At 60.7% G+C, this 13433-nt stretch carries 15 protein-coding genes; 8 read left to right on the forward strand and 7 right to left on the reverse strand.

Features of this window, described 5'->3' with window-relative positions; genetic code table 11:
• Positions 1–78: 78 nt before the first annotated feature.
• Entirely contained in the window at positions 79–699 is a 621-nt protein-coding gene (locus tag AB8B33_RS09955) for a TetR family transcriptional regulator C-terminal domain-containing protein (protein WP_439015215.1), read from the reverse strand.
• A 123-nt stretch (positions 700–822) separates the two neighbouring features.
• Between AB8B33_RS09955 and AB8B33_RS09960 the strand changes: the two genes are divergently transcribed.
• Positions 823–1680 (forward strand): MBL fold metallo-hydrolase, encoded by an 858-nt coding sequence (locus AB8B33_RS09960; RefSeq protein WP_439015216.1) that lies wholly within the window; start codon positions 823–825, stop codon positions 1678–1680.
• Positions 1681–1728: 48 nt separating this feature from the next.
• On the opposite strand, the gene AB8B33_RS09965 is transcribed toward AB8B33_RS09960, so the two are convergent.
• The gene (locus tag AB8B33_RS09965; RefSeq protein WP_439015217.1) at positions 1729–2181 is read right to left on the reverse strand and encodes a pyridoxamine 5'-phosphate oxidase family protein; all 453 of its coding nucleotides are present in this window, start codon (positions 2179–2181) and stop codon (positions 1729–1731) included.
• Between the two features lie 148 nt (positions 2182–2329).
• Between AB8B33_RS09965 and AB8B33_RS09970 the strand changes: the two genes are divergently transcribed.
• Together AB8B33_RS09970 and AB8B33_RS09975 are read left to right on the forward strand one after the other, a co-directional pair.
• Positions 2330–2752 (forward strand): helix-turn-helix domain-containing protein, encoded by a 423-nt coding sequence (locus AB8B33_RS09970; RefSeq protein WP_439015218.1) that lies wholly within the window; start codon positions 2330–2332, stop codon positions 2750–2752.
• Positions 2753–2768: 16 nt separating this feature from the next.
• Positions 2769–3149 (forward strand): DUF4180 domain-containing protein, encoded by a 381-nt coding sequence (locus AB8B33_RS09975; protein ID WP_113321529.1) that lies wholly within the window; start codon positions 2769–2771, stop codon positions 3147–3149.
• Positions 3150–3190: 41 nt separating this feature from the next.
• Here the strand turns inward: AB8B33_RS09975 and AB8B33_RS09980 are convergent, their stop codons facing one another.
• Positions 3191–4183 carry a squalene cyclase gene (locus AB8B33_RS09980; protein WP_439015219.1) on the reverse strand — a complete coding sequence of 331 codons (993 nt, stop codon included), beginning with the start codon at positions 4181–4183 and terminating at the stop codon, positions 3191–3193.
• A gap of 176 nt (positions 4184–4359) precedes the next feature.
• On the opposite strand from AB8B33_RS09980, the gene AB8B33_RS09985 reads away from it, so the two are divergent.
• On the forward strand, positions 4360–5283 hold the full coding sequence (locus AB8B33_RS09985) for a LysR family transcriptional regulator (RefSeq protein WP_439015220.1): 924 nt from the start codon (positions 4360–4362) through the stop codon (positions 5281–5283).
• Here AB8B33_RS09985 and AB8B33_RS09990 read toward each other — a convergent pair.
• From AB8B33_RS09990 to AB8B33_RS10000, 3 genes are all read right to left on the reverse strand, one after another.
• Positions 5246–5983: an SDR family oxidoreductase gene (locus AB8B33_RS09990; RefSeq protein ID WP_439015221.1), complete on the reverse strand. Its 738-nt coding sequence runs from the start codon at positions 5981–5983 to the stop codon at positions 5246–5248. The genes AB8B33_RS09985 and AB8B33_RS09990 overlap by 38 nt on opposite strands.
• A gap of 120 nt (positions 5984–6103) precedes the next feature.
• Positions 6104–7501, reverse strand: coding sequence for a chromate efflux transporter (gene chrA, locus AB8B33_RS09995; protein ID WP_439015222.1), 1398 nt, complete (start codon positions 7499–7501; stop codon positions 6104–6106).
• A gap of 1 nt (position 7502) precedes the next feature.
• Positions 7503–8318, reverse strand: coding sequence for a chromate resistance protein ChrB domain-containing protein (locus tag AB8B33_RS10000; RefSeq protein ID WP_439015223.1), 816 nt, complete (start codon positions 8316–8318; stop codon positions 7503–7505).
• Positions 8319–8583: 265 nt separating this feature from the next.
• On the opposite strand from AB8B33_RS10000, the gene AB8B33_RS10005 reads away from it, so the two are divergent.
• Positions 8584–9180 carry a demethoxyubiquinone hydroxylase family protein gene (locus tag AB8B33_RS10005; RefSeq protein ID WP_439017221.1) on the forward strand — a complete coding sequence of 199 codons (597 nt, stop codon included), beginning with the start codon at positions 8584–8586 and terminating at the stop codon, positions 9178–9180.
• A gap of 6 nt (positions 9181–9186) precedes the next feature.
• Here AB8B33_RS10005 and AB8B33_RS10010 read toward each other — a convergent pair whose 3' ends face one another.
• Complete coding sequence (locus tag AB8B33_RS10010; protein ID WP_439015224.1) at positions 9187–9924, reverse strand: SDR family oxidoreductase; 738 nt, start codon at positions 9922–9924, stop codon at positions 9187–9189.
• Between the two features lie 196 nt (positions 9925–10120).
• On the opposite strand from AB8B33_RS10010, the gene AB8B33_RS10015 reads away from it, so the two are divergent.
• From AB8B33_RS10015 to AB8B33_RS10025, 3 genes are all read left to right on the forward strand, one after another.
• A complete protein-coding gene (locus AB8B33_RS10015) occupies positions 10121–10744 on the forward strand; it encodes a TetR/AcrR family transcriptional regulator (RefSeq protein ID WP_439015225.1) in 624 nt (207 codons plus the stop codon).
• 298 nt (positions 10745–11042) lie between these two features.
• Positions 11043–11861: a hypothetical protein gene (locus tag AB8B33_RS10020; RefSeq protein WP_439015226.1), complete on the forward strand. Its 819-nt coding sequence runs from the start codon at positions 11043–11045 to the stop codon at positions 11859–11861.
• Between the two features lie 35 nt (positions 11862–11896).
• Positions 11897–13357, forward strand: a complete 1461-nt coding sequence (locus tag AB8B33_RS10025; protein ID WP_439015227.1) for a caspase family protein — start codon at positions 11897–11899, stop codon at positions 13355–13357.
• The last annotated feature ends 76 nt before the right edge of the window (positions 13358–13433 follow it).

Raw genomic sequence — 13433 nt, forward strand, 5'->3', positions numbered from 1 at the left:
GCCGATCTGTGACGTCGGCAAAGATGGTAAATGCCCGAACCGGAAGGGAAATTTCTCCTTAACCGACGTAAATGCGCTTCAATGCGCCTTGCTGTGGAGCAGCACGTCAAAGACCATCTGCTTGAAATTCTCGAGCGGCGCCCCGCTGCGTTCGGCGCGCATGCGCAGAAGCGCCCCTTCCCAGCTGTTCAGAATGAAATCGGCAAGTGTCCCGGCCGGCAGCTCGCTGGTCAGTGTGCCGTCTCTCTGCGCTTCGGCCAGGCAGGCCGCAATCACCTCGCTCCAGCGGCTGAAATGCGCTGCCACGTGCTGGCGGATCAACTCGCTATGGTCGACCGTCTCGGCGCTGAAATTGCCGAGCACGCAGCCCTGCGTATGACCTCTCAAGGTGAAGGATGCGACGCGATCGTCGAAATAGGCCTTGAGGCGGCGAAGGGGCGGTTTGTCGGCATCGGCAAGAAAGCCCACGAGCCGGGCAAGTGCCTGCTCGGAATAGCGATCGGAAACCTCTGCGCCGAAAGCCTCCTTGCTGTCGAAATAATTGTAAAAGGAGCCCTTCGGAACCTTGATGTCATCGACGATCTTCTGGATGCCGGTCGCGGCAAACCCGTTGGCATGGATCTCCTTCAGACCCGCCTCGATGAGTTTGTCCCGCATTTGCATATTCGGCTTGGGGCCGCGGCGGGCCGGCTTTTCCATGCTCGTTTTCCCCTTGAACAATTAGAGACGACCGGTCATATATTTATTGCCTGACCGCAAAAATCAAGGGTCTTTCCGCCCGCTCAGCCGCCTTAACTCCAACTTTTTCAAGGAACTGCCACCATGACCTCAAGCCCCACTCCCAACTTGCGCTATGATGTCCTGACAATCCGCCGCCCCGGCCTCAGCCGCGATGTGCCGGCTGGAGATCCATCCCTTCAGTGGGTCGCCAATTCCGCCACGCTGATCTCGGGCGAACGCGATGCCGTGCTCGTCGATACCTTCCTGACCGAACCGCAGACAAAGACCCTCGCCGACTGGGTGGAAGCGAGTGGCAAGCGGCTGAAAGCGATCTACATCACCCATGGTCACGGCGACCATTTCTTCGGCATCGGTGCCTTGCTGAAACGCTTCCCGGACGCGAAGGCCTACGCCATATCGGATGTGGTGGAGGCGATGCGCCGCCAGAGCGCACCCGACATGCTCGACGGCTTCTGGCGCAAACTCTTCCCCGGCGAGATCGCCGAGAATATGGCTATCGCCGATGTTCTCGAAGCACCGGACCTGGATCTCGAAGGCCACAAGCTGATCCCGATCGACGCCGGCCATACCGACATGTCGCACTCGACCGCGCTCCACGTTCCCTCGATTGGGCTGATCGTCGGCGGCGACGTCGTCTATAACGGTATCCACTGCTACCTCGGCGAAACCACGCGCGAGAGCCGGCTGCACTGGATCGAAACGCTGGATCGGCTGAAAGAGCTGAAGCCGAAGGCCGTCGTCGCCGGCCACAAGATCCCCGAAAATGACGACGATCCTCATATCATCGACGAGACCCAGCAATATCTGCGCGATTTCAACAGGCTTGAGCTGGAAACGACGACGGCGCGAGAACTGTTCGACGCCATGCTGGCGCTCCATCCCAACCGTGCCAATCCCGGCTCGCTCTGGGGCGCTGCCAAAGTCGCCAAGGGCGCCTGACCTTCACGCCGTCAACACCAGGCTGCCGCTTCTGCGCGGCAGGCCGCATCAGAGCGTGACGAGATCGGTGTGCCCGAACCCCTTGGAATAATCGAGCACCGAAATCACCTTCGGCACGACGCGGAAGATGCGGATCTGATCCCGCGTCGGCATGGCGATCTCCAGACCCTCCTGAACCGGATATTTCGCCGGCATCAATTGGAGCACCCTGTCGGCCTCGTCAGGGTTTTCCACCTTCTCGGCATGCGCGGCCATCGAAAGGCCGGTGATCTGCATCAGCTGGCCGGCATCCGGGTTGATCGTCAGCGACAACCTGTTGTCCTGCGCCAGATTGGCGGCCTTCTGGCTGTCCCGGCCGCAGAGGAAATAGAGGGTCAGCCCGTCATTCACGTAGCCGACCGTTGTCGCCTGCGGCCAGCCGTCTGGCCGGAGCGTTGCAACGCTCATGATCCGTTGCCCATCCAATATCGCCTGGATCGTTTTCCTGATCGCCTCGTCCATGGCTCGCTCCGTTCGGTTTGATCGCTGAAGCATGTGCGGCTGTAGGGTATTCCGCATTGATCCGCATCAAGGCGATAATCGATCTGGATTATTCCGAAATATTCCTTATTATCTGAAATGAAAATCACGATAGAGAATAATATGGATCATGTCGGAAGAGTTCTACACTGCTGAACAGGCGGCCGAGCGCCTGAAACTGCACCCGAAGACCGTGCTGCGGCTCATCCGCGAGGAGCGTTTGCGCGCCACCCGCATCGGCAAATCCTACCGCATCCTGCGCTCCGACCTCGAAGCCTTCGCCGGTGTCAGCAACGGCGCCCCGGCCCCGCAGGCCGAGGTCTATGTCACCAGTGTCGTCGAGGTGCCCGATCTCTCCGCCGAAATGTCAAACCGCCTGACGGTGCTGATGCAGGCCATGCTGATCTCGCGGCATCGCCGTCCGCACGCCATGCAGTTCAACGCCGCCTATGATGCGGAACGGCAGCTCCAGAAATTCATCCTGATCGGCACGGCGTCGGATACGGCGGAACTGTTGAACAGCCTGGACGCTTATCTGAAGGCGCTCCGCTGACCAGAAAGGACATTCCGTGAGCAATGATATCAGGCTCTCGCACGGCTTTCGCGTGCTCCTCCGCAATCCCGATGGCAAGCCGTTATCGGCTGAAAGCGGCATCAACGATCTGATCGGCCACGCACTTGGCGAAGCCGTCGATTGGGTGGTGCTGCCGGTCGCCCGCCTGCCCGAGGGTTTCCTGACGCTCCGCTCAGGCATTGCAGGTGCTGCGATCCAGAAATTCGTCAACTACAAGGTTCGTATTGCCATCATCGGCAGGATCGATGCGGAGCTTGCCGGTAGCAACGCCCTGCAAAGCTTCGTCCTTGAAGCCAATCGCGGCACGACCTGCTGGTTTCTCGATACGATGGAAGAGTTCGAGGCCAGGCTTTCGGCCTTCAGCACACCGGCCTAAACCACGGATTGCCCAAGACAATGCCGGATGTCGCAACGGCTTCACGCTACGGCATGTTCAGCCTGCCGGCAATCCCACCATTTCAACACCCTGAGCGCCCTGAGCGTCACCCAGCGTGAGGGCTCTCCCTCTCCGTCATCCATCACGAACCAGGCCCTGCCGGACACACGCCAGTCGAGCGGCCAGCGTCCATCCTCCAGTCGCCGCAGGCGGAGGTATTCAATTGCCTCCTTCAGCCGCATATCGGGCGCAGCCCCTGTCAGCAGGCTTGAGGCGCGAAAGTAATCGAGCGCCCGCAGCACATCGAAGCGCCAGCGGTTCGGGTGCAGGAACTGCATGAACTTCTCGTCGACCGGTTCGCCGGTGCTGAGCCGCCGCATCAGGTGCCGCGCCAACAGATAATCCTCTCCCGACCGTCTTGCCTCGCGCGATTGCTCCGTGCCGCCGGTTGCCCGCTCATGTTCCAGTAACCCTTCCAGCACATTGATCGTTGTGTGGAAGGACGAGCGCATCGAGCCATTCGCCCGCTCGCAGTTCCAGCCGCCATCCGACTGCCGCTCGCCGAGCAATCTTTCTACGATGGGCGAAACATCGACACCGAAATAGGCGCCGTCGCCAACCGTGCGGCCATTGATGCATTCCTCCACCTCGCCCTCCCAGAAGGGCTGCCCGCCTTCGTCCCAGCGGCAATTGGCGCCGATGAGCGCGACAGTTCTCCTTGCGCTCTCGGAGCGCGGATCGAGCCCGAATTCACGAAGCTGCGTCAGCGAAAAATTCGTCGCCGTCCAGGGCTGGCCGGTCGCCTGCCATTCCTCGCGCGTGAAATCGCTGGGCAGGAACGAGCCGCCCGCCCATTGCCCATCGGCATCCTGAAAGGACAATAGTCTGGCACCCCACCCTTCCCGCTCCACCTTCTGCCGTTCGGCGGACCAGACGGGTTCGGGCGCATCCAGCAGATCGCGCAGCACCTGCCAGCGGATGGCCGGGTCGGAGGCGAGCAACCAGTCAATCACGGATGTCTCTGAGGGCGGCATCGGCAAGGCTCCCTTTTGCTTGCAAATACCGCCGCAGCTTGGCCAAACCGACGGCTGCCGTCAACATTGCTGGACCCGGCGCGGAGGTGACGGCCAGGCGGAGAGACTCCCTCTTCGCACCACCGCCTGATATAGGCAGGGAGTGCCCATCCTTGCTGGGGAGCACGGAGCCCGAGATGAACCCACGACAATTGAAAACCTTCCTTGCGGTCGCAAGGCACGGCAATTTCACCCGTGCCGCCGGCGACGCGAACCTCGCCCAGTCGAGCCTCAGCGACCAGATACAGGTGCTCGAAGAGGAATTGGGCGTACAGCTTTTCGAGCGCTCCCGACAGGGGGTGACGCTGACACCGGCCGGTGACACGCTGAAAGCCTATGCCGAGGAGATCCTGGCGCTGAACGACGAGGCGAAAGCGGCGATCCGTGCCGCCGCCGGTCTTGGCGGACAGACACTTGTGATCGGCACGCTAGAAACCATCGCGGCGGAGAAGCTCGCGCCCTTCCTGACGCACTTTCGCGCGGTCCATGCCGATGTCGGCCTGACGCTGAAGATCGCTGGCAGCGGTGAATTACAACGACGGCTGGAAGACGGCTCGATCGACATCGCCTTCACCTTCGATCGCGGAGAGCAGGACGAGCGGTTCGTGACCCGCCTCCTCTCGCGCGAACCGCTGATGCTGATTGCAAGCCGCAATGCCGGGGCGATGCCGCCCGGGAACCTTGCGGACCTGAGCCAGCTACCCTTCATCGCCACGGAAACCGGTTGTGTCTATCGCCGCCTGTTCGATACGGCCTTTACCGAAGCAGGCATTGCCGCGCCCGATATCGTCACCCAGGCCGACAGCATCCGGACGATCATCCGCCTCGTTGCCTCCGGCGCTGGTTACGGTCTTGTCCTGCGTCTGGCCGCCAATCCGGCCGTCGAGCGCGGCGATGTCGCGGAACTGCCCTGGCCGGGCGACACGCCCACCGCCTCGCTCATTATGCTGTGGCGGCGCCGGCGGGTGCAGCCGCCGGCGCTTTCCCTATTACTCGCATCGGCGAGCGAGGATTTCCGGCCGGTCAGGCCAGCCGATGCCCACCTTCGACGTGCAGGATAGTGCCTGTCGTAAAGCCGTTGCCGATCAGGAAGCGGATCGCATCGGCGATATCCTTTGGACGGCCGACACGGCCCGCCGGCAAGCGCTTCGCCATCGCGTCCAACGTCGCCTGCTTGGCGTCACCGGCAACGAAACTCCAGATCGGCGTATCCACCCATCCTGGCGATACCGCGTTGATGCGCAGAGGCGCAAGCTCCACGGCAAGCGCCCGCACCAGCCCTTCCAGCGCCGCATTGACGGCTGCAACAACCGAACCCCGCGCCGCCGGCCGGTAGGCCGCCACGCCTGACGTATAGGTGATCGAGCCAGACGGCGGCAGGCACGGCGCGCCGTATTTGGCAAGCAACAGCGGCCCGTAGAACTTGCTCTCGACAACCCGCTGAGCCGCCGAAAGCTGCAGATCCGGCAGAAGCTGGTAAGCCCCCTCGATATCCGCCGCCGTGCTGACGATATGATCGACCGGCCCGCAATCGCGGAAGAAGACGGCAACCTCCTCCTCCCGCGTGAGGTCGAGGACCGTGGTCTTAAGATCAGCAGGATCGCCGAGCTCCCGCCGCGCCGCCTCAAGCCTCTCGGCACTGCGCCCGGCAATCGTCACCCGCGCCCCTTCGGCCAGCAGCCGCTGCGCCAGCGCCAGCCCCATGCCGGAACTGCCGCCCACGACGATAATCTCTGCGCCTTCTATTTTGATGTCCGTCATCTGCATCTCCTTCTTGGCTGGGAGAGCAGATGCCTTGCGCCGGACCAGAAGAAAAACGGAAGAAACCGATGGTGCCATCGGTTCTTCCGATGATGCGGCTGCCGGCAAGCCGGCGATGCCTCAGGCCGGCCAGACCATCCCGGCCACTGCGCAGCCTAGCAGGACCGGAATGACCGCCAGCTTGAACCTGAAAATCGCGATCGCTGCCGCAAGGCTCAGTAGCAGCGATGGCAGCGACAGCGACGCCCAGACGGGCAGCTCGATCGAGAAAGGTCCAAGGCTGTGAACTTCGGCGCTCCGGAACAGGAAGTGCAGGCCGAACCAGATCGCGAGATTGAGGATGACGCCGACCACGGCCGCCGTGATGGCCGACATTGCGCCTGCCAGCGCGGCATTGCCGCGCAGCTTCTCGATGAAGGGAGCGCCGAGGAAGATCCAGAGAAAGCAGGGAACGAAGGTTACCCATGTCGTCAGGACGGCGGCGATCGTGGCTGCGGTCATCGGATTCAGGCTGCCGGGATCACGATAGGCCCCCATGAAGCCGACGAACTGGAGAACCATGATCAGCGGCCCGGGCGTCGTTTCCGCCATGCCCAGACCATCGAGCATCTCGGTGGGCTTCAGCCATCCGAAATGCTGGACGGCTTCCTGCGCGACATAGGCAAGCACGGCGTAGGCGCCGCCGAAAGTCACCATCGCCATCTTGCTGAAGAAAACGCCGATCTGCGTAAAGATATCGTCGGGTCCGAGGAAGAGATAGAGCAGCAGCAGCGGCAGCAGCCAGAGCACCAGCAGCACCGACGAGATCCTCAGCGACCAGCGGAGGTTCGGTCGCGCGTGATCAGGTATCTCCTCTCCGAGCAGCGCGTCGGCGTCGGACAGAACCGCGCCGCCCGCCGACCTGTGCCCGCCGCCGCTCTGGAACAGGCGGGAGCCCGACTTCGATCCCAGGAAGCCGATGATGGCGGCTGAAAGGATGATAACCGGAAAAGGCACATGGAGGACGAAGATCGCCAGGAAGGCGGCGGCCGCTATCCCGATCATCGCCCTGTTCTTCAGCGCGCGGCCGCCAACCCTGACGACCGCCTGAATGACGACGGCAAGCACGGCCGCCTTCAGGCCGAAGAACAGCCCCTCGACGGCATCGACGCTGCCGAGGGTCACGTAGAGGTAGCTCAGGGCCAGAATGGACAGGAAGCCGGGAAGCACGAACAGGATACCCGCAACCAGACCGCCGGCAGTCCGGTGCATCAGCCAGCCGATATAAATGGCAAGCTGCTGCGCCTCCGGTCCCGGAAGCAGCATGCAATAGTTCAGCGCATGCAGGAAGCGCTGTTCGCCGATCCACTTCTTCTCATCGACGATGATGCGATGCATGACGGCGATCTGCCCGGCCGGTCCGCCGAAGCTGAGGGCTGCAACGCGCAGCCAGACGCGAAAGGCCTCGCCGAAGGTAACGCCATGCTGGTTTGGCGACGCGCCTGTATCGGGCGTCGCATGGGTGACGGCACTGGTCACGTTAGCCTCCCTTTTTCGCGGAAGGCCAGTTGTGCGTTTCGTCCGTGGCATCGCGGCACCAGCGGTAGAAGGCATCATAGAGCAGCATGCCGGCATCCAGCTGCTTGAGATCGTCAACAAACATGCGCGACAGGCCGAGCGATGCGGCCAGCAGGCCGGCCACTTCAGGGGCAAGGTCCGGCCGGGCGGTATCGGCGCCGCGGACGATCGTTGCGAGCCTCGACATCGGCCCCGAAGCAAGGCCGAATTCCTCGATCATCACATCGAAGGTACAGAGCTCGCCGCGATGGCTCCAGAAAACCTCCTCGATATCGAACGGCATGGCGCCGAAGCGGTCGGCAACCAGGGCGACGTCTGATGTCGGCACGAAAAGAAAGACCGCCGAGGGATCGACGAAACGCCGGATAAGCCAAGGACAGGCGATGCGGTCGATCTTCGGACGCGCGCGCGTGACCCAGACAGTCCGTCCCTGCCGATCGCGCGGCGGCAGCTTGTCGATGGGCACAGCCACGCCGCCGGAGCCTATCCAGGCTTCGAAGCCGCCTTCCAGCACCTCTGCAGCACCCCCGGCATGCCTGATATGGGCGGCCACCCCATGGCTGAGCTTGCCGCCCGCCTGGCAGACGACGATGACCGGGCCGGTGAAGCCAGCCGCCCATTCAGTGACATCGGTGTGAGATTTCCGGATCGAGCCCGGCACGAGCCGCGGATCGCGGGCAAAATCCTCCTCGGTGCGCACATCGACGATGACAGGCGCATTGGGTGTGCCGACGATACGGGCGAGCTTATCTGAAGATATTTCGAGAAATGAAGGCATGACGCGTCCCTCCGTTGTTCGGTTTCGATGGACGCGATTCTTCGGCATGTCGCCTCGTGGGGTGATCGCAACCCCATACAGTTTTTATGCGCGCCGCCGTTTTTCGTGTCAAGCAGCAGGAGGATCATCTCTTTTATGTGATGTTGTGCTGCCGGCCATCGGCGATAAGGTCGAAAAAATACGGCTCATAGACTGTGTCCTGCCATTGACGATCGCGGCGGTAGTATTGCCTATTGCAGACAGGGAAGCCGGGGCCGCGCGGATCATGGACAATCTGCCTGATATCGTCAGCAAGCGTGATCCGGCCGTTACCGTCAGGCGTATCCTCAAGGTCAATCACGCCGGCGAGTTCGGCGCAATCCGGATCTACGGGGCGCAGATCTGGATGGCCCGCCGCCTGTTTCCTGATATCGTGCCGGCGCTTCAGGACATGCGGGAAGACGAGATCAGGCATTGCCGCCTGTTTCGCGAGGCCATGCCCACAAGGGGCGCCAAGCCCTGCCGTGTGATGGCCTTCTGGAGCCTCGGCGGTTTTGTGCTCGGTTTTCTGACGGCGCTTGGCGGGCGTAACATGGTCTGGATCTGCACTGAGGCGGTGGAAAGCACCGTTCATCGCCATCTGGAAGATCAACTGGCCATCCTGCGGACCAGAGACCCGGAGCTTCATGCCCTCATCGCCTCGATCCAGGATGAGGAGCTGGCGCATCTGCGCGAGGCCGAGGAAAAGCAGACGGCGCGCGGGCTCAGCCACGCGCTGCTTCTGCCCGTTATCGGCGCGCTCACCGATCTCATGATCTGGCTGTCGACCTGGGGAGATTCGAGCTGGATGCGCGCCGAAATCGCGCGCTTCAGAAAGGCCTAGCGTACATCAGTTTCGCCCGCCATTCGCACGGATCACCTGCCCGTTGACCCAACCGCTCTCAGCGCTCGCCAGAAACGACACGATCCGGGCAATGTCCTCCGGCTGCCCGAGCCGGCCGAGCGGGATCTCGTTGGTCAGGCGCTGGATCAGTTCCGGGGAGCGGCCGGCGAGCAGCAGTTCGGTCGCAACCGGCCCCGGCGCCACGGCATTGACGGTGATACGGCGGGAGCCGAGCTCCTTTGCGAGGATATGCGTCATCGCTTCCACAGCCGCCTTGGTCGCCGTGTAGACGGCATTGCCCGGCGAATAATGGCCGATGATGCTGGTGGAGAGATTGATGATACGGCCGCCGTCGCGCACCCGCCTTGCGCCCTCGCGCATGCCGTTGAAGGTGCCGGTCAGGTTCACGGCGACCAGCCGCTGGTAGTCTTCGTCGCTCGCGTCGGAGAGCGGGCCGAAGGTGGTGACGCCGGCATTGTTGACGAGCACGTCGACGGTTCCGAATTCCGCTTCGGTGCGCTCGAAGAGGTCGACGACTGCCTGTGGGTCGGAGACATCGGCGCGGAGCGCCAGCGCCCGGCCGCCGGCCGCTGCGATGGCCGCAACCACCTCTTCGGCCTGCGCGGCATTTGTCGCATAATTGACAACGGTCTGGAAGCCATCGGTTGCGAGCTGCCTGGCAATCGCCGCACCGATGCCTCTGGATGCGCCGGTGACGATGGCGGTCTTGATCTCGTTTGACATGTGTGACTCTCCTGTTCCTGCAGCGCGAGTGATCGCAGGCACAGCAAGTCGCATGCGCGTCACCGGTCCCGGTAAGGCGCTCGAAGATCTCAGATCCTGCTGTGTTGCCCGATCGCTTGTGCGCTTGATCTGACGCCGGTAATGTGAGCGATAATTCGCTTTCCCGCTACTCGCATTTCAGGCCCCGTTTCCAGCAATGTCCGAAAGCCCATACGAGAGCCGCTCCTCGCCCAGAAAAGCGCCCAAACAGGCTCGCTCGCTTGTCACGGTAAGCGCGATCGTCGAGGCCGCAGCTCGCATTCTGGAGGAGCGCGGCCACGAGGGTTTTTCCACCAACGCGGTCGCGGAAAAGGCTGGCGTCAGCGTCGGTTCGCTCTACCAATATTTCCCGCGCAAGGATGCGCTGATCGGCGCCCTGATCCTGCGGCAGACGATGTTACTGGTCGGAGATGCGGAAAGTGCTGCCGATCGGCCGACGGGCCAAGAGGCGCTCTCTGCCCTCATCAACCCATGCGTCCACCTCCAGCTTGAACGCCCTGCCCTTGCCCGCTTGCTGGACTATGAAGAGGCGCGCCTGCCGCTCGATGCCGAGACCGAGCAGATCAAGCAACGCTTCTTCGAGCTCACCCGCGATACCCTGCTGCGGCCGGATATGCCGCCGCAGCCCGATATCGATGTCGCTGCGCGCGATGTGGTGGCGATCATCAAGGGCATGATCGATGCCGCCGGCGAGCATGGCGAGGAGGACAGGAACGGGCTGGCGCTACGCGTCAAACGCGCGGTCATCGGCTATCTCAAAACCGCATCGGAAGGCAGCTGAAGCGTGTCGCAATGAAGCGGGAGACCGGATCGCTTGCGCGCCTCGGCACGGCGCATCTGCATTACTCGTCCAAGCTGCTTGATAAGAACAAAGACGGAGCATTCATAATGTTCGCCTCAGTTCGTACGTCATCATGGGATGGAATGGCGACAGATGTATAGAAAAACGTGCGTTGTCACAGAACAATACATATTTATGATTTTATAATTATTTAAGATAGGTAAAAATACACTGATAGCGCGTGACTTCAATTGAGAGATTTCGTATAACGCGGTCATTGCAAAATCGGAGAGCTGTCATGGACAGGCGAGACTTTCTTGCTGGTATTACTGCTGCGACTACTACTATGATTCTGGGCTCCGAGAGGGCTTTTGCGCAAGAAGATCCGCTAAATAAACTTCTCAGCGAGCTCAGTTCTGACCCCTCACTTGTAGAGAATAGCTGGCTCTACCGAGAACCTTCGGTATCGAGAGGTGTCGGGCACGGAACGCCTTCCAAACGAAAACTCATAAAGCCCGTGACCGATATGATTATAGCGTTCGAAGTCGCAAGCCCTACCGTCTATGAGGCACGCTATCGTCGACCCATTTGGCCCAAGGGCGAGTCTGGAGTGACAATTGGCGTGGGTTACGATCTCAGGTTCGCAAACAAGCACTACATAGATCGAGATTGGCCAAAGCTGTCACAGGCCGATCGGAATTTGCTCTACTCTGTAGCCGGATTCGGAGGATCTAAAGCAAATCGCTCGCTTACGTCCGTCCGCGACGTCGAAATACACTGGAACATGGCAGAAGAACAGTTTTTAAATTTCCTTCCCTATCCAACTGACGAGACGGAGAAAGTCTTTCCAAATTGCGGAGAATTATCTGACTTGTCCTTCGGCGCCTTGGTCTCGCTCGTCTATAACAGGGGGTCGTCGGTCTCTCGAAATAGCAAGCGCCGGGTCGAGATGTACGAAATTCAGCAGATGATGAAAAACAGGACGTTTGACGATATTCCCGACCGTATCCGATCGATGAAGCGCTTATGGAAAAACGATCCCAACGCCCGCGGGCTTCTCATACGCCGCGATGCTGAAGCGATCCTGTTCGAAAAAGGACGTCGCTCTCCGGGTTGAATTTCCGATAGGGGCAAAAGCGAGTTCATCGACCAATGTTAAAGCGCAAACTCATAGTATTGGCGGCTGTCTTGGTTTGCTCGGGCGCTGCGACGCCGCCTCCAAAGCGTATTGCGCTCGTGATCGGCAACGGCGCTTACAGCTATGCAGACCCACTGCCAAATGCCGTTAGCGATGCTGAAAGGCTGAGACAAACTCTCAGTAGTCTGGGATTTCAGATATTCCCGTCCACGCAGGATCTCGATCAACGCCGATTGGACAAGGCGATCAACGATTTCGAAGGAGAGCTGCGCGCCTCTGGCCCCAATGTCGTTTCGTTCATCTACTATTCCGGTCACGCCGCCCAAGACGCATTCGGTATCAACTATATGCTGCCGATCGACCTTGACCCCGCTACGGCGGATATGGTGCGGACCGGAGGCGTGCAGATTGCGTCACTCTTCAAAGCCATGGAGGATGCCAACAACGACGTTAACATCCTTGTATTGGACGCATGTCGTGATTGGTTCGAAGACGACAAGGACCCCAAAGTCCCCAAGGGGCTCCATGACATGGGGCTGCATGGCAGTGTTTTCATCGCCTATGCCACCAGAAGCGGTACTACAGCCGACGAAGGCCCTGGTCTCACGAGCAGCCCATTCTCAAATCGCCTAATCGAGGCGCTGCAAAAGCAAGCATCCGAACCGGTCTCACTGATATTTGACGATGTCCAAACACGTGTCTATGCCGACACGGATACCGCCCAGCTCCCAATGTATGTCAACGGCCTGGTGCGCGCCGGACGTTGGGCTTTTTCCAGCGCCTCGCTGGACCAGGTTGCTGAAACCCCGCGGCCCGCAGTCGCCAATGTCAGTATTGCCGCGTTTCTTCAAAGCCTTGATCGCGACAAGCTGATAACCTTCACACACGGTAATGTGTCGTTTGTCGACGTGCTTCTAAAACGCCGCGACATTCTTGAAAAATACGAGATTAATACGCCGAACAGGTTGGCGTTCTTCATCGCGTCGATCGCGTTTGAAACTGGCGGCTTTCAGCAGCAGGTCGAGAAATTCGGATACAGCGCGACAGCCCTGCGCCGCATATTCACAAGCAGGATCACTTCCGATGAACTCGCACGACAGTTGGCCGGGAAGCCGGAAGCAATAGCGAATTTCGTCTACGCGAATCGCTTTGGTAACGGATCCGCCGAAAGCGGCGACGGCTGGCGTTATCGCGGACGGAGCCTGTTCTTCATCACCGGGCGAGGAAACTATCGTCGTTACGGGCAGGAAATCGGCGCGGACTTGGAAAATTCCCCGGATCTGGCGAACGATCTCGAAACAGGACTGGCGATTGCAGGTGCGATCTGGAAGGATCGTCAGGTCAATATTGCAGCTGACGAGGGCGACATGGCGGGCGCGGCGCGCCGTTTCCGTGGAAGCTCCTTGTCAAGTGATTTGCCGGGACGGATGATCTGGCTGAGACAAGCCAGACAGGCTCTTGAGACCCCCAACTAAAACTCGGTCACAAGCACGTGGAAGGCGGCTCTAAGCCGCGCCTGACAAATACCCTGATCTCCCGCCGCACCGGATC

Source organism: Rhizobium sp. 768_B6_N1_8 (assembly GCF_051811225.1).
GTDB lineage: Bacteria > Pseudomonadota > Alphaproteobacteria > Rhizobiales > Rhizobiaceae > Rhizobium.